The organism is Brevundimonas sp. (assembly GCF_016463485.1).
In the GTDB taxonomy this organism is placed as follows: domain Bacteria; phylum Pseudomonadota; class Alphaproteobacteria; order Caulobacterales; family Caulobacteraceae; genus Brevundimonas.
The window spans coordinates 1-20955 of sequence record NZ_JAEMRD010000031.1 but is presented as its reverse complement, the minus strand read 5'-3'; the positions used below and the strand labels follow the sequence as shown (position 1 = coordinate 20955).

General features: G+C 68.0%; 15 protein-coding genes. 9 read left to right on the top strand and 6 right to left on the bottom strand.

Annotated elements, in window-relative coordinates:
- The first annotated feature begins 208 nt into the window (after positions 1 to 208).
- From rdgB to JHC99_RS06880, 9 genes are all read left to right on the top strand, one after another.
- Positions 209 to 808 carry an RdgB/HAM1 family non-canonical purine NTP pyrophosphatase gene (gene rdgB, locus JHC99_RS06920; protein WP_292152799.1) on the top strand — a complete coding sequence of 200 codons (600 nt, stop codon included), beginning with the start codon at positions 209 to 211 and terminating at the stop codon, positions 806 to 808.
- Positions 801 to 1952: a radical SAM family heme chaperone HemW gene (hemW, locus tag JHC99_RS06915; RefSeq protein WP_292152798.1), complete on the top strand. Its 1152-nt coding sequence runs from the start codon at positions 801 to 803 to the stop codon at positions 1950 to 1952. Before rdgB ends, hemW begins: the two co-directional genes overlap by 8 nt.
- 25 nt (positions 1953 to 1977) lie before the next feature.
- The gene (rsmI, locus tag JHC99_RS06910; RefSeq protein WP_292152796.1) at positions 1978 to 2853 is read left to right on the top strand and encodes a 16S rRNA (cytidine(1402)-2'-O)-methyltransferase; all 876 of its coding nucleotides are present in this window, start codon (positions 1978 to 1980) and stop codon (positions 2851 to 2853) included.
- Complete coding sequence (locus JHC99_RS06905; protein ID WP_292152794.1) at positions 2850 to 3281, top strand: YraN family protein; 432 nt, start codon at positions 2850 to 2852, stop codon at positions 3279 to 3281. The genes rsmI and JHC99_RS06905 overlap by 4 nt, the downstream gene beginning before the upstream one ends.
- Positions 3278 to 4093: a transglutaminase family protein gene (locus JHC99_RS06900; protein WP_292152791.1), complete on the top strand. Its 816-nt coding sequence runs from the start codon at positions 3278 to 3280 to the stop codon at positions 4091 to 4093. Before JHC99_RS06905 ends, JHC99_RS06900 begins: the two co-directional genes overlap by 4 nt.
- Before the next feature lie 395 nt (positions 4094 to 4488).
- On the top strand, positions 4489 to 5436 hold the full coding sequence (gene gshB / locus JHC99_RS06895; protein ID WP_292152789.1) for a glutathione synthase: 948 nt from the start codon (positions 4489 to 4491) through the stop codon (positions 5434 to 5436).
- A gap of 59 nt (positions 5437 to 5495) precedes the next feature.
- A complete protein-coding gene (locus JHC99_RS06890) occupies positions 5496 to 7091 on the top strand; it encodes a YifB family Mg chelatase-like AAA ATPase (protein ID WP_292152786.1) in 1596 nt (531 codons plus the stop codon).
- A 53-nt stretch (positions 7092 to 7144) separates the two neighbouring features.
- Positions 7145 to 8674, top strand: a complete 1530-nt coding sequence (locus tag JHC99_RS06885; protein ID WP_292152783.1) for a response regulator — start codon at positions 7145 to 7147, stop codon at positions 8672 to 8674.
- Positions 8675 to 8725: 51 nt separating this feature from the next.
- Complete coding sequence (locus tag JHC99_RS06880) at positions 8726 to 10123, top strand: MFS transporter (RefSeq protein WP_292152781.1); 1398 nt, start codon at positions 8726 to 8728, stop codon at positions 10121 to 10123.
- Positions 10124 to 10174: 51 nt separating this feature from the next.
- Here the strand turns inward: JHC99_RS06880 and JHC99_RS06875 are convergent, their stop codons facing one another.
- From JHC99_RS06875 to JHC99_RS06850, 6 genes are all read right to left on the bottom strand, one after another.
- The gene (locus tag JHC99_RS06875) at positions 10175 to 12454 is read right to left on the bottom strand and encodes an NADP-dependent malic enzyme (RefSeq protein WP_292152778.1); all 2280 of its coding nucleotides are present in this window, start codon (positions 12452 to 12454) and stop codon (positions 10175 to 10177) included.
- A gap of 456 nt (positions 12455 to 12910) precedes the next feature.
- Complete coding sequence (locus JHC99_RS06870; protein ID WP_292152775.1) at positions 12911 to 13126, bottom strand: hypothetical protein; 216 nt, start codon at positions 13124 to 13126, stop codon at positions 12911 to 12913.
- A gap of 277 nt (positions 13127 to 13403) precedes the next feature.
- A complete protein-coding gene (locus JHC99_RS06865) occupies positions 13404 to 14225 on the bottom strand; it encodes an enoyl-ACP reductase (protein WP_292152772.1) in 822 nt (273 codons plus the stop codon).
- A 74-nt stretch (positions 14226 to 14299) separates the two neighbouring features.
- Complete coding sequence (locus JHC99_RS06860; RefSeq protein WP_292152770.1) at positions 14300 to 14767, bottom strand: universal stress protein; 468 nt, start codon at positions 14765 to 14767, stop codon at positions 14300 to 14302.
- A gap of 139 nt (positions 14768 to 14906) precedes the next feature.
- Complete coding sequence (locus tag JHC99_RS06855; RefSeq protein ID WP_292152767.1) at positions 14907 to 19754, bottom strand: NAD-glutamate dehydrogenase; 4848 nt, start codon at positions 19752 to 19754, stop codon at positions 14907 to 14909.
- Positions 19755 to 19958: 204 nt separating this feature from the next.
- Positions 19959 to 20828, bottom strand: coding sequence for an outer membrane beta-barrel protein (locus JHC99_RS06850; RefSeq protein ID WP_292152765.1), 870 nt, complete (start codon positions 20826 to 20828; stop codon positions 19959 to 19961).
- Positions 20829 to 20955: the final 127 nt, after the last annotated feature.

The window sequence follows — 20955 nt, the reverse complement described above, 5'->3', positions numbered from 1 at the left end:
CATCGTAGTTCTCCTGAATGTGGGTCATTTATTGCCCACTTGATGTTACCGCAGGGTTGAAAAAGTCCTCGGTGGGCTTCTTCGGGAACGGTGCGGCCCCCGTTCGTGAGAACATAGATAGGACTTGCCACCCGCCGCGTCACGTTACATATCGTTTAACGATATTAAACTTTGGCAATGGATTGTTACGGTCGAGGATGCTGGAAAAATGTTGAGGCTGATCAATGGGATGACCCTCGTCATAGCGACCCACAATCCCGGCAAGGTGCCGGAGATCGCCGCCTTGCTGGGTGAAAATTACAGGTTCGTCACGGCGGGTGAGCTGAATCTGCCCGAGCCCGATGAAACCGAGGCGACCTTTACCGGCAATGCGATGCTGAAGGCGCGTCATGCCGCGGCCCTGTCGGGCGAGGTGGCGATCGCTGACGATTCCGGGATGTCGGTCGCGGCGCTGGACGGCGCACCGGGCGTGTTCTCGGCGCGCTGGGCCGGGCCGACCAAGGATTTCTCCATCGCCATGAAAAAGGTCGAGGCGCGGCTTGAGGAGGTCGGTGCGACGGATAGGACCGCCTGGTTCACGTCGGCCCTGGCCGTGGCGTGGCCGGATGGTCCCTGTGTGGTGGTCGAAGGCAGGGTCGACGGCACACTGACCTTCCCACCGCGTGGCGACCGGGGGTTCGGCTATGACCCCATCTTCATCCCAGAAGGTGGCGACCTGACGTTCGGCGAGATGGAGCCCCGCGCCAAGGACGCGATCAGCCACCGGGCGCGGGCTTTCGCCAGACTTCGGGCCGCCTTGATTGACTGACCCGTTCGATCCGGGATCTGACGTCGCCGTCTATGTCCACTGGCCCTATTGCGCCCGCATCTGCCCCTACTGCGACTTCAATGTCGTGCGCGATCGAGGCCGAGCCGAGGAACAGGCCGGGCTGGTCGCGGCGATCCTCGACGATCTGACGGCGCAGGCGGCCCAGGTCGGACCTCGCCGGCTGGCCTCGATCTTTCTGGGTGGGGGGACGCCGTCGCTGATGCGGCCCGACGACGTCGCGGCGGTGATCGCGCAGGCGCGGAGCCTGTTCCCCGTCGAGGGGTCGGTCGAGGTGACGCTGGAGGCCAATCCGACGGACGCGGAGGCCGCTCATTTTACCGCTCTGGCCGACGCCGGCATCAACCGGCTGTCGCTGGGGGTGCAGTCGCTGGACGACGCGGCGCTGAGGTTCCTGGGGCGCAACCACTCGGCGGCGGAGGCCCGGCGGGCGATCGACGTCGCAGGACGGGCGTTCGACCGGCTGTCGGTCGACCTCATCCACGCCCTGCCCGGCCAGACACCGCAGGCCTGGGCCGCCGAACTGCGCGAGGCGGTAAGCCTGGGGTTCGAGCATGTCTCGCCCTATCAACTGACCATCGAGCCCACGACCGCCTTCGGCCGCGCCGCCGCCCGCGGCGACTGGACCCCGCCGGACGAGGACACCGCCGCCGAACTGTACGAGACCACGCAAGCTGTCCTGACCGCCGCCGGGTTCGAGGCCTATGAGGTGTCCAACCATGCGCGGGGGACGGCGGCCCGGTCGGCGCACAACATCCACGTCTGGCGCGGCGGCGACTATGTCGGGGTGGGGCCGGGCGCGCACGGCCGGCTGACGCTGGACGGCGTTCGGACGGGGACGGTCTCGCACAGGAGGATCGGGGCCTATGTCGCGGGCGTCGCCGAGGGGGCACCCTGGGCCGAGCGGGAAGCGATGGACGGGCTCGCCGCCGCCGAGGAGCGCATCCTGCTGGGCCTGCGTACCGTGGAGGGGGCCCCGCTGGCGGCGTTCGAGACGGTGGGGGCAGTGGAGCGGGTGGCAGACCTCGCGGAGGACGGCTTCCTCACGGTCGCGAACGGCAGGGTCGCCGCGACCGACAAGGGCCGGCCGATCCTCGATAGCGTGCTGAAAGCCTTGCTGACGTGAGGGGGCGCTGTCACGGTCTTCGCCGATGACCGAACCCTCTCCCTTTCCGCCGACAGCGCCACCACCAAGACGAGTCTCGCCGGGCCTGTATCTGGTGGCGACGCCCATCGGGAACCTGCGGGACATGACGCTGCGGGCGCTGGACGTGCTGGCCGCCGCCGATCTGGTGCTGGCCGAGGACACAAGGGTGACGGCCAAGCTGCTGGCCGCCTATGGGCTCAAGGCGAGGCTGGAGCGGTGCGATGACCACGCCTCGGCCCGCGCCGCCGAGATCGCCATCGAAAGGGTGCGCGAGGGTCAGGTGGTGGCGCTGGTGTCCGATGCGGGCACGCCGGTGATCAGCGATCCAGGCTTCGTCGTGGCCCGGGCCTTCATCGCCGCCGACCTTCCGGTACATCCCATACCGGGCGCCTCCAGCCTCCTGGCGGCCCTGTGCATCGCGGGCCAGCCCAGTGACCGGTTCCTGTTCGCCGGCTTCCTGCCGGTCAAGTCGGGGGCCAGGAAGACCATGCTGGCCGAGGTCAGGGCGGCGCGACAGACGCTCGTCTTCTTCGAGAGCGGGCCGCGTCTGGCCGCAAGTCTCGCCGACATGGCCGAGGTGCTGGGCCCTCGCCCCGCCGCCGTGACCCGCGAACTGACAAAGCTGTACGAGGAGGCGATCCGGGGGACCCTGGCAGAGCTGGCCGTCGATCCGCGATGCGACGGACCCAAGGGCGAGATCGTCGTCGTGGTGGGGCCCGGTGAGGTCGAGGTCGCATCCGCCGCCGACGCCGATGCAGCCCTGATCGAGGCCCTGGCCCGGCTACCCACGGGCGAGGCGGCGTCGGAGGTGGCGGCCGCGCTCGACCTGCCGAGAAAGCCTCTCTATCGGCGCGCGCTGGAGCTTCAGGGCAAGGGATGAAACCCGTCCGGGTCCGTGCGCCGAAAGCGGCACCTCGCGCCAAGGCGGCCTGGCGACAGGCACTGGGTGGACAGGCGCACCGGGCGGGCCACGCCTCGGAATGGATCGCCGCCGCCTGGCTGGTGCTCAAGGGCTATCAGATCCTGGGCTTCCGACTGAAGAGCCGCGCCGGAGAGATCGACATCCTGGCCCGTCGCGGTCGCGTCCTGGCCGTCGTGGAGGTCAAACGGCGCGCGACGCTCGACGAAGCCCTGGCCGCCGTCACGGCGGATCAGGGCCAGAGATTGCTCGCCGCAGGGCGGGCGGTGTTGCGCGGGCGACCCAGCCTGACCGGGCATGAGCTCAGAATCGACATGGTGGCGCTGGCTCCCGGCCGATTTCCGCGCCATGTTTCAGCCATAACGACGAGCCGGGGCGATTTCTCGTGACGCGAGACGAGGCCGAAACCATCCTGACCGAGGCCGGACTGGCCGAGGACGACGCCTTTCCCCTGCTGGAGGCGGCGATCGCCTGCGCCATCCACGACTATCCGTTCCGCGATCCCCAGCCGGTTCGCGACCTCGCTGATATCGCCGCCGACCGGGTCGGCGAGCGGGCCGCGACAGAAAGCCCCGACGACGCCCTCAGCGAGACCATGGCCAGCGACCTGAGGCTGAACGGCGACCTCCTGCATCACGACGACCCGGCCAATACCGACATCATCGCCGTGGCGGAGCGGCGGCGCGGTCTGTCGGCGACACTGGCGGTCTTTTACCTGGATGCGGCCAAACGGGCGGGGATCAAGGCCCAGGGCGTCGACTTTCCCAACCATTTCATGCTGCGGGTCGAGACCCCGGCGGGACCGGTGGCGCTTGATCCCTTCAGTCAGGGAAGGATCGTCCTGCCGTCCGAGCTCAGCCGCAGGGCGCTGCGGGCGGGACTGACGCCTCACGTCGCGGATCGGCTGGACCTGCTGATGGCGCCGGTCTCGGATCGCCAGGCCCTGATCCGGCTGCAGAACCTTCTGTTCGCCCGCGCCATCCGCACCGAGGACTTCGACGCTGCCGAACGCTCGGCCCTCAGGCGAGCCCTGCTCGACCCCGAGGACCACCGCCCCTGGCTCGACGTCGCCGCCGCGCGCGAGAAGCAGGGGGCCCTGAACGGCGCGCTGGAGGCGTTGATGAGGGCGCGCATCGTCGGGGGGCAGGACATGGTGGTTCAGCCTGCGGCGATGGACCGGCTTCGGATGCGGCTGAACTAGGTTCAATCGCCGTCCAGTCTGCGGTCCCATTGAGTCGCTAGCAACGCACCTGAAGGCTCCATTTCCTGCTACATCGCCAGGACACACTCAAGGTCGAGGAATATTTTCCTTTCGGCGTCTTGTATTCGGACTTCGGCTGCGCCATCTGCCTGGCTGGGTCTTTGAAAAGTTCAGGCTGTGAGACCTCGTCGCTCGGGGCCCAAGATTTCGCGTATTCTGGCGGCCTATCCCCTGCTTGCCGCTCAAGTCATTGATGTTGTTTGAGCGCCCTTGGCGGTTTGGCGGTTTGGCGGTGTGTTTTTCAGACCGCCACCGCCAATCCTGCTCCCCGGTCCTTGCGCCGGACCGAGCGCCCGCCCATTACCCAAGCTCCCAGAGGCGAGGCGCAATCCAGCATGCTCAGAGTCGCGATCCAGATGGACCCGGTCGAAGGGGTCGATATCGAGGTCGATACGACCTGGCTGATGATGATGACGGCGCAGGATCGCGGTCACGCACAGTGGGTCTATGACTTCCGCACCCTGGCGCTGGAGGAGGGTCGCCTGTTCTGCCGCGCCCGGCCGGTGACGCTGAAACACGTCGCGGGCGATCACGTGACCTTCGGCGACTGGGTCAAGCTTGATCTGGCGACCGACATCGACGTCATCCTGATGCGCCAGGACCCGCCGTTCGACATGGCCTATGTGACCGCCACCTACATGCTCGAGACGGTCCATCCTGGGACCCTCGTGGTCAACGACCCGGCCGAGGTGCGTTCGGCGCCCGAAAAGCTGATGGTCACAGCCTTCCCCGGCCTCCAGCCCCCGACCCTCATCACCTCCGATCCCATCGCCCTCACCGCCTTCCACAAACAGCACGGCGACGTGGTCCTGAAACCCCTGCACGGCAACGGCGGCTCGGGCGTGATCAAGCTGAGGGCCGATGACCCCAATCTGGACGCCCTGATCGAGATTCATCAGGGGGCCTCGCGCGATCCGCTGGTGATCCAGAAATTCATCCCGGCGGTCTCGAAGGGCGACAAGCGGATCATCCTGATCGACGGCGAGCCTGTCGGCGCCATCAACCGCATCCCGGCCAAGGGGGCGGTGCGCTCGAACCTTCACGTCGGCGGCACGGCGGCACCGGTCGAATTGACGGCGCGTGATCTGGAAATCTGTGCCGCCATCGGGCCGACGCTGAAGGAACGGGGCCTGATCTTCGTCGGCATCGATGTCATCGGCGACTATCTGACCGAGATCAACGTCACCTCCCCCACCGGTGCCCAGCAGCTGAAGCGCTTCACCGGCATCGATGCGACGGCGCTGATGTGGGACGTGATCGAGGCAAAACGCGCGGTTGCATAAGGCGGGTTGCAATCCGCTTTAGTTCATGTTTCGTTCCATATGAAACATGAGGGCGGGTCATGCTGGCCAGTATCGCGACGGTGGCGTTCGAAGGCGTGGACGCGCGGCGCGTGGACGTGCAGGTCCAGCAACTGGGCGGCGGCGACCACGGCATCTTCTCCATCGTCGGCCTGCCGGACAAGGCGGTGGCTGAAAGCCGCGAACGGGTGCGCGGGGCCTTCGCGGGCATCGGTCTGGCCCTGCCCGCCAAACGGATCATCGCTAACCTGGCTCCCGCCGACCTGCCCAAGGAGGGCAGCCATTTCGACCTGCCCATCGCGCTCGCCCTGCTGGCCTCGATGGGGGTCATCGCGCCCGATCAGCTCGAGGGTTGGGCGGCCCTGGGCGAACTGGGGCTGGACGGGCGGATCGCCCCGGTCGGCGGCACCCTTCCGGCGGCAGTGGCCGCTCATGCCATGGGACTGGGCCTGATCTGTCCCGAGGCCAATGGGCCGGAGGCCGCATGGGCCGGTGACGTCTCGATCCTGGCACCCCGATCCCTGATCGGCATGATCAACCATTTCAAGGGCGTTCAGGTGCTGCGGCCGCCCGAGCCAGGGCCGGTCAAGATGGGCGCGCGGGTGCCCGACCTGCGCGACGTCAAGGGCCAGGAGGGCGCCAAGCGGGCACTGGAGGTCGCCGCGGCGGGGGGGCACAACCTGCTGTTCATCGGCCCGCCGGGATCGGGCAAGTCGATGATGGCGGCGCGGCTCCCGGGGTTGTTGCCCCCGCTGACGCCGACCGAATTGCTGGAAACCTCGATGGTCTGGTCTGTCGCGGGATTGATCGAGCGCGGTGCCCTGACCCGCGAGCGGCCGTTCCGGTCGCCGCACCATTCGGCCTCGATGGCGGCCCTGACCGGCGGAGGGCATCGGGCCAAGCCGGGCGAGGCATCCCTGGCCCACAACGGCGTGCTGTTCCTGGACGAACTGCCCGAATATTCGGCCCAGGCGCTCGACAGCCTGCGCCAGCCGCTGGAGACCGGCGAGATCGTCGTCGCTCGCGCCAACCACCACGTCAAATATCCGGCCCGGTTCCAGCTGATCGCGGCGATGAATCCCTGCCGCTGCGGCGTCGGCGGGTTCGGCAAGGGTGCCTGCGGCAAGGCACCGAAATGCCAGCGCGATTATCAGAACCGCATCTCCGGCCCGATGTTCGACCGCATCGACCTTACGGTGGAGACGCCCCCGGTCACCGCCGCCGACATGGCCCTGCCCGCCCCCGCAGAAGGCACGGCCGAGGCAGCCGCACGCGTGGCGACGGCCCGCGCCATGCAGACCGAACGCGTGATCCGGGCCGGCCTCGACCCGGCGCAGGCGCGGGATCAAGGCATCAATGCCCGCTGTTCCGGGGATTTGCTGGAGCGGTTCGCCACCCCGGACGAGGCGGGCCTTGCCCTGCTGATGCGGGCGGGTGAAGCTGGCGGCCTGACTGCGCGCGGCTGGACCCGGACCCTGCGGCTGGCCCGCACCATCGCCGATCTGGAGGGCGCGGACGGCGTCCTGCGCCGCCACATCGCCGAGGCCCTGATCTATCGCCGCACGACCGTCGGTGCCGAGGCCCAGTTCGATCGCCAGACGGCGTCGCATGGACGCAATGACGTCCCGGCCTGGTGACGGGAAAGAGACCTTAACCCTCGCCGTGCATCCTGCCGCTTCACGGAGGCGGCATGGCGCGGCGAAAGACGACGACCCCCGGGATGGAACCGGCAGGCGCAGGCAGTGCCGATCAGTTCCTGCGCCTGATGAGCCATGAGATGCGCACGCCGCTGAACGGTGTCATCGGGATGCTGGGCCTGCTCAGCCGGACCCGGCTGGACGGGGCGCAACGATCCTATGCCGAGGCGGCGCAGGCCTCGGCGGAGCATCTGCTGGGGCTGGTCAACGACCTGCTCGACTATGCCCGGCTCGAGGCCGGCAAGCTGGAGTTCGACTCAGGACCGGTGGACCTCGAGGCTTTGGTGCGCGGCGTCTGCGAGCTTTTGAGCCCACGCGCCCACGACAAGGGGCTGGAGATCGTCTGGTCGGTCGCGGCCGATGCGCCCGACATCATGGCCGACGAGGGTCGGCTGCGACAGGTGCTGTTCAATCTGGCGGGAAATGCGGTCAAATTCACCGCGACCGGCGGCGTCCGCATCGCCGTCGAGCGAGCCGGCGGAGATGACTCCCGGCCGACGCTGGCCTTCATCGTCGACGACACGGGCCCCGGGGTGCCGGTCGAGGCCAGGCAGCGGATCTTCGAGGAGTTCGGCCATGTCGACGCTTCCGACGCGACCCGGTTCGGCGGCGCGGGTCTGGGCCTCGCCGTCGTGGCCCGTCTGGCCCAGGCCATGGGAGGGTCGGTCACGGTCGAGGATCGTCCCGGCAGGGACGGGGCCGGCGGTTCCCGTTTCCGGTTTGAAGCCAGCTTCCACGCCTGCGAGACCGAGGCGCGGACGCAGGGCCTGGCGGGTCTGACCACGGCTGTCTGGTCGTCCGATCCGTTCGTGCGCGCAGCGGCGCAGGACCAGATCGTGGCCAGCGGGGGATGGGTCGCCGAGACGGCGCCGGTTGCCCTGATCGATCATGCGGACGCCCCGGCCGGTGGTCTGGCCTCCCGGCCTGCGGCGGGTCAGGCCGTGGTCATGCTCAGGCCTTCGGAACGGGACCTGATCGCGCGGTACCGGTCGGCAGGCTTCCACGGCTATCTGATCAAGCCCCTGCGCCGGGCGTCCCTGGCCGAGCGGGTGCTGGCCGCATCGGGAGCGCATATGCCGACGGCCAGGACATCGGCGGGGCCGGCGCCAGACGACGACCGGATAACCCCGGTCCGCTTCGCCGGGACCCGGGTCTTGCTGGTCGAGGACAACCCGGTCGGGGCCCTGTTGGCGCGAACCCTGCTGCGGCGCGAAGGCTGCGTCGTCGAGACGGCGGCCAGCGGCGACGAGGCGGTCGATGCCATGACGCGGGCCCGTTTCGACCTGGTCTTCATGGACATGCGGATGCCCGGCATGGACGGGCCGTCGGCGACGCGGGCGATCCGCGCGCGCGGGGATCGCACCCCGATCGTCGCCCTCACCGCCAACGCCTTCGCCGAGGACCGAAAGGCCTGCCTCGAGGCCGGGATGGACGATCACCTGACCAAGCCGCTCGAGATAGAGCCGCTGCGGACCGCCCTGGCCCGCTGGACGAACCGGTCGGAGCGCGCCAAGGTCGCCTGACGACGCGGGCTCTTTCGGGGGAAAGGGCGCGTCCGCCGGAGACACACGCCCATGACCGACCAAGCCCCGCCGAACGGCTCGAACACACCTGTGGCGGATGCGCCCAGGAAGACCGCCGGCGCGGGCGACGTGCTGCGGGCGCTGGGTCGGGGTCGGGTGCTGATCGCCCTGTTGATCGGGTTCGGCTCGGGCCTGCCCTTTCTGCTGACGGGCGCAACGCTGAGCCTGTGGCTGCGCGAGGGCGGGGCGGAACTGGCGGCCATCGGCTTCATCTCCTGGGTCGGGCTGGCCTATTCGATGAAATTCCTCTGGGCGCCGGTGATCGACCGGTTCGACGTCCCTTTCCTGGGGCGGTTCGGGCGTCGGCGCGGCTGGATGCTGCTGTCCCAGATCGTCGTCGGCCTGTCGCTGATCGCCATGGCCGTGGTGGGGCCAGAGGGCGGCCTGACCGCCCTGGGCATCGCCGCCCTCGTCACCGCCTTCGCCTCGGCGACCCAGGACATCGTCGTCGACGCCTGGCGGATCGAGAGCGCGGACGGCGACGAGGATCAGGCCCTGCTGACCTCGGCCTTTCAACTCGGCTATCGGTTCGCGATCCTGGCGGGCAACGCCCTGATCCTGTTCTTCGCGGCCTGGCTGGGCTGGAACGGGGCCTATGCGGTCTGGGGCGCGGCCATGAGCATCGCCATCGTCGCCACCCTGTTTGCCAAGGAACCTGTCGATCGCCGCACCCTGGCCGAGGTGACGGGCCAGGTCTCGCTGCTGAGCCCGCGTGGCCTGTTCGACGCCATCGTCGGGCCCTTCCTGGCCTTCCTGAAGACCCACCGGTCGGCCGCGCTTCTGATGCTGGCGGCGATCAGCCTGTACCGGCTTCCGGACTTCGTCATGGGGCCGATGGTAGGGCCGTTCTACACCGACCTCGGCCTGGACAAGCCGACGATCGGCGCCATGCGGCTGAGCGTCGGCCTGATCGCGGCCCTGCTGGGTATTGCGGCCGGCGGCCTGTTCGCGGTGCGATTCGGGTTCGGCAAGACCTTGCTGCTGGGTGCCCTGATCGGGCCGCTGTCGAACCTCGGCTATACCGTGATGGCCGTCGTCGGCCTGTCGACCCCGGTGTTCGGCGGGGTCCTGTTCGTCGAGAACTTTTCCGAAGGCTTCGCGGGCGCGGCCCTGGTCGCCTATATGGCCAGCCTGACCAGCCTTGGCTACACGGCGACCCAGTATGCCCTGCTCAGTTCCTTCTACGCCCTGCTCGGAAAGTTCCTGAAGGGCTTCTCGGGCGTGGCAGTCGAGACCCTGGAGCAGGGGCGACCGCTGATGCAGGCCTATGGGCTGTTCTTCGCCGGCACGGCCTGCGTCGGCATTCCTGCCGTCGTCCTGTGCTGGCTGCTTTTGCGCAGGCACAAGCCGGGCGTTGAGGCCTTGTCGCCCCCTCCGTCACGGCCCTGAAGAAGGGCCGAGCCACCTCCCCATCGGCCAAGCGGCCGACGGGGAGGAGAATTAGCCCGCGTCGGCGGCCCGTTCGTAGGCGGCGAAGGTGGCGGCGGTGATGATTTCGGACACCGAGGCACCCAGGCTGACGATCTGGACCGACTTCTCGAGCCCGACCAGCAGAGGGCCGATCACGGTTGCGCCGCCCAGTTCCTGGACCAGACGGGTCGAGATCGAAGCCGACTGGATGGCCGGCATGACCAGGACGTTGGCGTCGGCCGACAGGCGCATGAACGGATAGTTGGCGCGCGCCTCGGGGTTCAGGGCCAGTTCGGGCGGCATGTCGCCCTCGTATTCGAAATCGACCTTCATGGCGTCCAGGATGCGGATCGCCTCGCGCACCTTCTCGCCGCGCTCGCCCGGAGGGTCGCCGAAAGTCGAGTGGCTGAGGAAGGCGACGCGGGGGGTGCGGCCCAGTTTGCGCACGGTGGCGGCAGCCTGGACGGCGATTTCGGCCAGTTCCTGCGCGTCGGGCAATTCGTTGATCGAGGTGTCGGCGACGAACAGGGTCCGCCCCCGGGCCAGCAGGATCGAGACCCCGATCAGCCGGTCCTTGACGTCGATGACACGGCGAATTTCCCGCAGCACCATGTTGAAGTTCCGCGTCGTGCCCGAGACCACGGCGTCGGCATCGCCCAGGGCCACCATGGCGGCGGCGAAGTAGTTGCGGTCCTGATTGATCATCCGCTGCACGTCGCGGCGCAGATAGCCGCGGCGTTGCAGCCGCTCGTACAGGAAGTCGGTGTACTCGACGTTCTTGTGGCTCAGCCGGGCGTTAAAGATCTCGATGCCCAGGGCGTCGAAATCCAGACCGGCCTCGTGCGCGTTCTGACGGATCAGATCCTCGCGGCCGACCAGGATCGGCGTGCCCAGTTCGGACTGTTTGAAGGCCCAGGCGGCGCGGATGACCGTCGGTTCCTCACCCTCGGCGAAGACGATCCGCTTGTTCGGCGCGGCGCGGACCGAGGACGAGATCTTCTGCATCAGGGCCGCAGAGGGATCGACACGTTCGCGCAGTTGGGCGCGATAGGCGTCCATGTCGGGGATGGCGACGCGGGCCACGCCGGTGTCCATCGCGGCCTGGGCGATGAAGGGCGGGATGTACCAGATCAGGCGCGGGTCGAAGGGCGTCGGGATAATGTAGTCGGGGCCGAACTTGAGCTTGCGACCCGAATAGGCGGCGGCGACCTCGTCGGGCACATCCTCTCGGGCCAGGGCGGCGATGGCCTGGGCGCAGGCGACCTTCATCTCGTGATTGACGCGACGGGCCCGCACGTCGAGCGCGCCCCGGAACAGATAGGGGAAGGCCAGGACGTTGTTGACCTGGTTCACATAGTCGCTGCGGCCCGTGGCGATGATGGCGTCGGAGCGCACCGAGAGCACGTCTTCGGGCGTGATCTCCGGGTCAGGATTGGCCATGGCGAAGATGATCGGATTGGGGGCCATCGACGCCACCATCTCCTTGGTGATCGCGCCCTTGGCCGACAGGCCCAGCACCACGTCGGCACCGACCATGGCCTCGGCCAGGGTCCGGTGAGGGGTGTCGGTGGCGTGGGCGGCCTTCCACTGATCCATGCCCGAGGGCCGGCCCTTGTAGACCACGCCGTCACGGTCGACGATGACGGTGTTCTCTGCCCGGACGCCGGCGGCCTTCATCAGGCCGATCGAGGACAGGCCTGCGGCCCCGGCGCCCGCCAGCACGACCTTCAGGCCCTCCAGCTTCTTGCCGACGATGTGGGCCGCGTTGATCAGGCCGGCGGTCGAGATGATGGCCGTGCCGTGCTGGTCGTCGTGAAAGACCGGGATGTCCAGCAGGTCCTGAAGCTCGCTCTCGATCACGAAACATTCGGGGGACTTGATGTCCTCCAGATTGATCCCGCCCCAGGTGTCGCCGATGTTCTTGACGACCGTGATGAACTCGTCCGGGTCGGTGGTCTTGACCTCGACGTCGAAGCTGTCGACGTCTGCGAACCGTTTGAACAGGACGGACTTGCCCTCCATCACGGGCTTGGACGCCATATGCCCGAGGTTGCCCAGGCCCAGGATCGCCGTGCCGTTCGAGATCACCGCGACCAGATTGCCCTTGGCCGTGTATTCGTAGGCGAGGTCCGGATCCCTGGCGATGGCCAGGACGGGGATCGCCACGCCGGGCGAATAGGCTAGGGACAGGTCCCGCTGGGTCGCCATCGGCTTGGTCGGCGCCATGGAGATCTTGCCCGGCGTCGGGATGCGGTGGAAATCCAGCGCATCCTGATCGGAGAAGGTCTGTTTGTCGGTCTGATCGGGCATGGCAGGCTTTCGCGAACGAGACGGCGTGGGGCCGCCCCGTTCCTAGAGCCCAGCTTGCGAACGGACAACCGCCAAGGGCGTCGTCGGATGCATGGGCGGCGGGTAATCGGCGATCACCCGATCAAACCGGGAAGGAGAGCCTTCCCTGTGACATGCATGGAACTTCCCCTGTGCGGGGGTTATCCATCAGACCTCTCTCCATTGTCTGGAAAACCGCCCACGTCAGCCCTCCCGCGAGCGGATCTTCGGACGGCGCTTCACGCCGGGCGCATGGACCGAACCACGACAACATGGCCCGGATGACATTCGGCTTCCGCCTCGGCATGGCGGACGGCAGACCGTCGGTCCAGGAACAGACCGCTGAACAGGGCGTCGCTGGACCTGAGCCGCCAGCAGCGGCCGTCGGGCAGGATTTCGATGACCGCCGCCGGCGTTTCAGAATGGGCGTTTGCCACCTCAGTGGACCTTGCGAGGCCGCTTCACCCCGTGCAGGGCGTCGGCTTGCCGCTGGAGAGTGCGGGCGATGCGCTCTGCGGCGCGGCGACTGCGAAATGGGCGAGTGCAGGCACCGCCCAGGACGATGCTCCAGCCGCCTCCACGGGCGACGACGTCATAGCGACGCGGGGGTGCCAGGATCGGAACGGGGCGCGGAGACGCGAGACCGGACATCATTTCGCGACCCTCCGTCCAGCCTCGGGCGAGCGCGAGCCAGAGCTCGGCACGACCCCAAAGGCCGAACCCAGGACGGCGAGCGCCATCTGCCAGATGCTCCATCGGAGTGGCTCGGCGGGCGAAGATGTTTGTGAGAGTTCAGGCATGACGGCGGTTCCTTTCGTCGTCAGAAGACGACGAAAGGGCATAATGCCGCCATTCGAAAGCGGCCCATCGACGTAACGGCGACGTAATCGCCCCGTCGTCAGGCCTTCGACTTTCCCCCTCGAGTGAGCGATCAGCCCTCTTCCTCGCCCGCCAGGCCCATCATGTGGAAGCCGGCGTCGACATGGATGACTTCGCCGGTGGTGGAGAAGCCGAGATCCGAGCACAGCCACAGGGCGGCACCGGCGACCCCCTCCATCGAGGTGTCCTCCTTCATGGCTGACAGGGCGCGGCCTTGGGCGATCATGCCGCGACCGCCCGAAATGCCGGCCAGGCTGAGCGTGCGCATGGCACCGGCCGAGATGGCGTTGACGCGGATGCCGCGCGGGCCCAGGTCGCGGGCGATGTAGCGGGTCGCGGCCTCCAGCGCGGCCTTGGCCACGCCCATGGTGTTGTAGTTCGGGATGGCCCGCTCCGACCCCAGATAGGTCATGGTGATCATCGACCCGCCGTTCGGCATGATCTTCGCCGCGCGCCGGGCAACGTCGACGAAGCTGAAACAGCTGATGTTCATGGCCAGCAGGAAGCTGTCGCGGGTCGTATTGTCGATGAACGATCCCTTGAGCTCATCCTTGTTGGCGAAGGCGACCGAATGGACCACGAAGTCGATCGTGCCGAGTTCCTTCTCAAGCGCCTCGAACGCGGCGTCCATGGAGGCGTCGTCGGTGACGTCGGCGGGGATCAGCAGCCTGGCGCCCACGCTCTCGGCCAGCGGGCGGACCCGGCGCTCCAGACCCTCGCCCAGATAGGTGAAGGCCAGCTCGGCCCCCTGGGCGGCCAGTTGGCTGGCGATGCCCCAGGCGATCGAGTTGGCGTTGGCCACCCCCATGATCAGGCCCTTCTTGCCCTTCATCAGTTCGCCCTTGGGCATGGTCCAGGCGGATTCGGTGGCCATGGTGGAGGTTCCTTCTTGATTTGCGCGAGGGTTAGCAGCGACCGGAGCGGGGGCCAAGCGTCGGGAGCCCGGGGTCAGGCCAGATCCTCGATCTCACTGTCGGTCAGCTCGCCGGGCACGATGGTCACCGGCAGCTTGCGCCCGGTAAATGCCGCGCCCTGTTTCAGCATGGCCGAAACGAGCGGCCCCGAGGCCTTGCCGCCGCCGGCCGAGGCCAGCACCAGGATCTTGATCTCGGGATCGGCCCCGACGACCTTGCGGATCGCGGCCTGGGGGTCGCCTTCCTCGATGACGAAGACCGGCTGGGCCCCCGACCGTTCCTGGGCCTCGGCCCCCAGGGTATTGAGCAGGCTTTCAGCCTCGGCCCGCTGCTCGCGCTGGATTTCCTCGCGGACTCCCGACCAGTGTTCGTCCGAGGTGTCAGGGATAACGCGCAGCAGAACCACGCGCCCCCCGGTGGAACGGGCGCGCCGCGATGCGTAGCGCAGCGCCGCCTCGAACTCGGGACTGTCGTCGACGACGACCAGGAACTTGCGTGGCATGGGCTCTCCGACCGCTCCGACAATCGCACGCGAAGAGTGATTGGTGGTTAGTGGCGAGTGATTGTTGCTGAACCAGCGCGAGCCGCTCCAGCCACCAACCACTAATCACTAATCACGACCACGCATCCGCCCTCGACGGTCACACCGCGCCGACAATACTCCGGATCGCGCCATTGGCGATGGTCAGCTTGGCGAAGGTCCAGCCGGCACCCGAGGCGTCGATCTCGTCGACCGAGGCGCGCAGGGCATCCACCATCTTCTGGCGCGAGCCGATCCAGGCGTCGACGGCGGCCTCGGCCGAGGCTTCCTCGGCACCGACCGAGGGCTCTGACGCCTTGGCCACGGCGCGGGTCAGGGTGACCTGTTCGCTCATCAGATCCTCGATCAGGCGACGCACGGCGAGTCGGTCGAAATGGTCGTTGGACGGGATCGACCCCGCCGCCGCCCGCAGCCGGTCGAACTCGAACGCCGCCCCGACCTGGTGATACAGCCGCGCCATCCCGGCCTCGGACCAGGCGGATTCGCCGGCCAGATCGCCGATGTCGAGGGTCGAGACCAGCGACCGCATCAGGGCCACGGTGCGCGACAGATCTTCAGGCGCGCCGCCGGCGACAAAGCCGTCCGTGCGTTTGGCCAGGCGGTCCTGCTCGAAGCGCGACAGCACTGCGCCGCCGTCAGCCCGCAACGCATCGGCCGCGGGGCGATAGGTGTCGATCAGCCCCTGGACGGTCGCCCCTTCGCGGGTGGCCCGCCGCGCCAGCCAGAAGGTCTGGCGACGCAGCACGACCGCGATCTCGCGGTACAGCGCCGTCTGGGTCTCGGCCGGGACCTTGAGGTCCAGAGCATTCACCGCGTCCCAGGCCTCGTCCAGCCGGAACACCCGCCGCGCCGCCTCGAAGGCGACCACGAAGGCGGTGGTGTCGCATTCCGCCGCAGACCGCAGCCGGTCGGGGAAGGTCGGCCCCGTCATGTTGACGATCTCGTTGCACAGCACCGTCGCCACGATCTCGCGCCGCAGCCGGTGGCCCTTCATCTGGTCCTCGAACCGGGCGAGCGGCTCGGGGAAGTAGCGGACCAGGGTTTCCTCGAAGAACGGATCCTCCGGCGCGTCGGACGCCACGATCTCGTCGGCCAGTTCCAGCTTGGCATAGGCCATCAGCACGGCCAGTTCGGGCCGGGTCAGGGCCTTGCCGGTCGCTCGCATCTCGCCGATCTGGATGTCGCCGGGCAGGCCCTCGACCTTGCGGTCCAGCTTTCCGCGCGCGACCAGCGACTGCATGAACCGCTGCTGGGCGTCGAGGCCGCCCGACCCTTCCGCCTGTTGCAGGGTCAGGGCCAGGGTCTGGTCGTAGTTGTGGGCCAGAACCTTGAGCCCGACCTCGTCGGTCATGGAGGCCAGCAGGCCGTTGCGTTCACCGACCGGCAGCACGCCGTTCGTCACCGCCGACCCGACCAGGATCTTGATATTGACCTCGTGGTCGGAGGTGTCGACACCGGCCGAGTTGTCGATGGCGTCGGTGTTCATCCGGCCGCCATTCGCGGCAAAGGCGATGCGGCCCGCTTGCGTAAAGCCGAGGTTGGCACCCTCGCCCACGACCTTGACCCTCAGTTCCGTGGCGTCGATGCGCAGGGCATCGGTGCCCTTGTCGCCGACCTGGGCGTCGGTCTCGGTCGGAGCCTTCACATAGGTGCCGATGCCGCCGAGATAGAGCAGGTCCGCGTTCGCCTTGAGGATGGCGCGCATCAGGGTGACCGGATCGACGCTGTCTTCGGTGATGTCCAGCAGGGTCTTGATCTGGGGCGTCAGGGCGATCGACTTGGCCTGGCGCGAGAAGACGCCGCCGCCTTCGGAGATCAGGGCCTTGTCATAGTCCTGCCAGGACGAGCGCGGCAGGTCGAACATCCGCTTGCGCTCGGCCCAGGAGATCGCCGGATCCGGCGTCGGGTCGATGAAGATGTCGCGGTGGTCGAAGGCGGCGACCAGTTTCGTGGCCCTGGATAGCAACAGGCCGTTGCCGAACACGTCGCCGGACATGTCGCCGACGCCGACCGCCGTGAAGGGCTGGGTCTGGATGTCGTGGCCCAGTTCGCGGAAGTGCCGCTTGACCGCCTCCCACGCCCCGCGGGCTGTGATCCCCATGGCCTTGTGGTCGTAACCGATCGACCCGCCCGAGGCGAAGGCGTCGCCCAGCCAGAAGCCGTAGTCGGCCGATACCCCGTTGGCGATGTCGGAGAAGGTCGCCGTCCCCTTGTCGGCCGCCACGACCAGATAGGGATCATCGCCTTCCCAGGCGATGACGTTGGCCGGATGGATCACCGACCCGTCGGCGGCGATATTGTCGGTGATGTCCAGCAGACCCGACAGGAAGGTCTTGTAGGCGCGGATGGCCTCGGCCTGTTGCGCGTCGCGGTCGGCCCCGGCCCGGACCAGTCCGGCCAGATATTTCGGGAAGAAGCCGCCCTTGGAGCCGACGGGCACGATAACCGCGTTCTTGACCTGCTGCGCCTTGACCAGACCCAGCACCTCGGTCCGGAAGTCGTCGCGGCGGTCGGACCAGCGCAGGCCACCGCGCGCCACGGGCCCGAATCTCAGGTGAACACCCTCGATGTGCGGGGCCCAGACGAAGATCTCGCGATAGGGTTTGGGCAGGGGCAGGTCGTCGAGCTCGCGCGAGGCGATCTTGATCGAGATATGCGGCTTCGGCGCTCCGTCCGCTCCGACCTGGTAGAAATTGGTCCGCTTGATCGCCCCGATCAGCAGCATCAGGCGGCGCAGCACCCGGTCGTGGTCCAGAGACTTCACGTCCTGGAGGAGGGCCGTGATCTTGGTCACGAGTTCGGCCGTGTCTGCCTCGCGGGTCGCGGCCGCCCCACCGTGGGCGGGATCGAATTTGCAGGCGAACAGGCTGATCAGGGCGCGCGCCACGTCGGGATAGTCGCGCAGGGCTTCTTCCTGCACCGCCTGGGACGGGTCGAGGCCGGTCTGCTGGCGATAGCGGGCCAGGGTCCGCATCAGGGCCGCCTCGCGCCAGTCGACGCCGAGTTCCAGCACCAGACGGTTGAAGCCGTCGCTTTCGGTGGTCCTGTTCCAGACGGCGGTGAAGGCGGTTTCGAACGGCGCCTTCACATCGGCGAAGACCAGGGCCCCGCCGCGTGGATCTTCCAGCAGGAACTCGTGGACGTGAATCTCGGGGTCGCCGACCGGCCTGATCGCGTGACCGAACTCCTCGAGCGTTTTCAGCCCCATGTCGGCCAGGATCGGCAGGACGTCGGACAGCGGCACGGCCGCACCGCGATGATAGAGCTTGAACCGGAACTGGAGTTCGCTGTCGCCTGCGACGCGGAATGCGCGCACGGCGACAGGTTCGCCGTGCCCGGCCCCGGCGTTCAGCCGGTCGATCTCTTGCAGGTCCGCGACGGCTTCAGCGGCGTCATAGCGGTCGCGATATCCGGCCCCGAAGGCCTCGGCCCATTTGGTCGACAGGGCACCAATCTCGGCGTCGGCGATGTCGGCCTCGCGGGCGGCGGTCTCGAACCGGTCGATCCAGCTGCGTCCGGCCTCGGTGATCGCGGCCTCGAGTGCGACCGGATCAGGCGTCGGATGGTCCCCGGGCGTGACGCCCAGGATGTAGTGGACCCGCACCAGCGGCGTGTCCGAAAGCTGCGGATACCAGGCCGAGATGCGCCCACCCCAGGCGCGGGCCAGGATCACGCCGATCCGCTCGCGCACCGAGGCGTCGTACCGCTCGCGCGGGATGAAGGCCAGGACGGAGACGAACCGGTCGAACGGGTCCTTGCGCGTAAAGGTCTTGATCCGGGGCCGGTCATAGAGGTGCAGGATGCCGAGCGAGATCGACAGCAGCTCGTCCTCGGTGATCTGGAACAGCTCATCCCGGGGGTAATTCTCCAGGATGTTCTTCAGCCGCTTTTCGTTGTGGCTGCCCGGGGCCTTGCCTGCCCGTTCAAGGGCGTTGGCCACCTTGCGCCGGACCAGCGGCACCTCGGAGGCGGCACGGTCATAGGCCTCGGCCGTGAACAGGCCGACGAAGCGGGTCTCTCCGGCAGGGCGGCCGTCGTCGCCGTACCGCTTGACCCCAACGTAATCCATATAGGCGCGGCGATGGACCCGGCTGCGCAGATTGGCCTTGGCCACTGTCACCGGTTCGGAAAGATCCATCTGGCGCTTGATCTGGGCGGTCAGGACTGCGGGCTCGGAGGTACGGCGCAGCACGGTTCGCTGGCGATCACGCAGCACGCCGACCCCCTCCGCCACCTGACCCAGGGGTTCTTCGGCCGCATAACCGCCGTCCGACGTGCGGGGATAGGCGTAGTCACGGGCGCCGAGGAAGACGAAATGGTCGTCCCGCATCCAGTTCAGGAAGGCGATGTTCTCGGCCGCGACCTCGGGCGACACCGATCCCGGACAGGCCTGAAGATGGGCGATCGATCGCTCCATCAGGTCGGACATGGCGGTGTGGTCTTCCACCGCCCACCGCACGTCGGTCATGGCCGTCGAAAGCTCGGAGGACAGCACCTCGCGCCGTTCGGCAGGCAGCGGGTCAATCACCACCACGATCGTCGAGATACGCCCGCAGGCCGAGGCGACCACCGGGTGATACAGCGCCCGCACCGACACGCCCGCGTCGGCCATCTCGCCCATCACGCTGTCGACCAGGAAGGGTCGGTCGTCCTGGAGAATCACCACGACGTCATAGGCTGTTGCGCCGTCCGACGAGGCCAGGGGGCGGACTTCGATCGAGGGGTCCTGACCGGCCTTGCGCGTCTCGACGGCGGTCCAGACCGCGCCGAGCAGGGCGGCGAAGGCCGTCACGCCCAGCTCCGGCGTCTCGTCGGCCGCATAGTCCTCGTGGGCCTGGGCCAGGAAGGACCGCGCCGCCTCCCCGTCCGGTCCACCGCTGCCTTGGAAGGCTGTCGCCAGCGCCTCCAGCGAAAACGCCTGAGGGACGGTGCGGAGGTCGCCGGACATGGGCAGTGTCTCTTGGAAAGCGCGGCTCTTGTGGCCGCCTTTGGATGACGACACCGTAGAGCCTCGCAAGGGCTGTGCAAGGCCGGGCGGATTATGCCGCGTCAGAGCCGAGAATATGGCCAGACAAACAAAACCGGACCCGCTTTCGCGAGTCCGGCGATGTTTTTCGACCCCGCCTGTGCGGCAGGCTCGACACGTTTGGTCCTAGAAGCGGTAGCTCATGCCGAGGTTGAAGCCGTGCATCCCGAAGCGCGAGTTCGACCGGATCTGGTCGGTGCCCGTGGTGAAGGGGGCCAGGATGAAGGGATTGGTCGCCGGGGCCGTGCCGGCACCGGTCCGGATCACATAGTCGCCCGCGTCGAGCGAGGTGTAGAGGTATTCGCCGGTCAGGCTCAGGTTCGGAGCCAGGGCGTATTCGACGCCGCCACCCAGTTGATAGCCGTCAGCCTTGTCGTCGTCGGTGCTGGCGCGGAAGGAGTTGGCACCGTTCGAGGTGATGTAGCTGTTGTCCAGCTCGCCGGTCGCGTAGCCGCCCGTCACATAGGCGAGTGCGGGGCCGTAGGCGTAGCCGAGACGGGCGCGGACGGCCGCCAGTTGCTGAAGCGTCCGGGTGAAGGTGTAGTAGGCCGGGGTGGTGCTGAAGCCCGTGACCGAATCTTCCTGGTTCACGAAGCTGTAGTCGACCACGCCGCCGACGACGAAGCTGCCGAGCTGGTAGTCGTAACCGGCGCGGATGCCGCCCTGGGTCCCGCCCGCATCCTCGTCGCAGCCGCTGGCGGCGACGGCGTTCGCGGCGTTGCCGTCACAGAAGCCGGGGCTGAAGGCGTCGGCGCGTGCGGCGCCGGCCAGCAGGACGGGATCGCCAAAGTTGCCGTCCAGGTTACGGTCGAAGCGGATACGCTCGTTGCCTTCGCCGTTCTGCTGGGTGAAGCCGCCGAAAGCGCCGACATAGGGGCCGGTCCAGGTGTCGGGCGTATAGCCCCACATCCCGCTCTGGGCCGATGCGGCGCCAGCGGTGGCGAAGAAGGCCGCGGCGGCGGCGGCGGACAGGAGCGTCTTGGTCGAGCGGTTCATGGCGGTGGCGTATCCCGTGGATCGATGAATGAGGAGAGCGGTCCTGACGGACGCTTGAACGGAGCTACGGCGAAGCTGTTCCCGCGGATGCGTACGGGTTTGGCTCTGCGGAAGGCTGTGCGACCAA

Bases quoted from the DNA above. Each gene is read 5' to 3' on its own strand.
- JHC99_RS06855 (WP_292152767.1), bottom strand. From the start codon at position 19,754: ATGTCCGGCGACCTCCGCACCGTCCCTCAGGCGTTTTCGCTGGAGGCG.
- JHC99_RS06905 (WP_292152794.1), top strand. From the start codon at position 2,850: ATGAAACCCGTCCGGGTCCGTGCGCCGAAAGCGGCACCTCGCGCCAAG.
- JHC99_RS06870 (WP_292152775.1), bottom strand. From the start codon at position 13,126: ATGATGTCCGGTCTCGCGTCTCCGCGCCCCGTTCCGATCCTGGCACCC.
- JHC99_RS06865 (WP_292152772.1), bottom strand. From the start codon at position 14,225: ATGGCCACCGAATCCGCCTGGACCATGCCCAAGGGCGAACTGATGAAG.
- JHC99_RS06860 (WP_292152770.1), bottom strand. From the start codon at position 14,767: ATGCCACGCAAGTTCCTGGTCGTCGTCGACGACAGTCCCGAGTTCGAG.
- JHC99_RS06885 (WP_292152783.1), top strand. From the start codon at position 7,145: ATGGCGCGGCGAAAGACGACGACCCCCGGGATGGAACCGGCAGGCGCA.
- gshB (WP_292152789.1), top strand. From the start codon at position 4,489: ATGCTCAGAGTCGCGATCCAGATGGACCCGGTCGAAGGGGTCGATATC.
- rsmI (WP_292152796.1), top strand. From the start codon at position 1,978: ATGACCGAACCCTCTCCCTTTCCGCCGACAGCGCCACCACCAAGACGA.
- JHC99_RS06880 (WP_292152781.1), top strand. From the start codon at position 8,726: ATGACCGACCAAGCCCCGCCGAACGGCTCGAACACACCTGTGGCGGAT.
- JHC99_RS06850 (WP_292152765.1), bottom strand. From the start codon at position 20,828: ATGAACCGCTCGACCAAGACGCTCCTGTCCGCCGCCGCCGCCGCGGCC.
- JHC99_RS06890 (WP_292152786.1), top strand. From the start codon at position 5,496: ATGCTGGCCAGTATCGCGACGGTGGCGTTCGAAGGCGTGGACGCGCGG.
- JHC99_RS06875 (WP_292152778.1), bottom strand. From the start codon at position 12,454: ATGCCCGATCAGACCGACAAACAGACCTTCTCCGATCAGGATGCGCTG.
- rdgB (WP_292152799.1), top strand. From the start codon at position 209: ATGTTGAGGCTGATCAATGGGATGACCCTCGTCATAGCGACCCACAAT.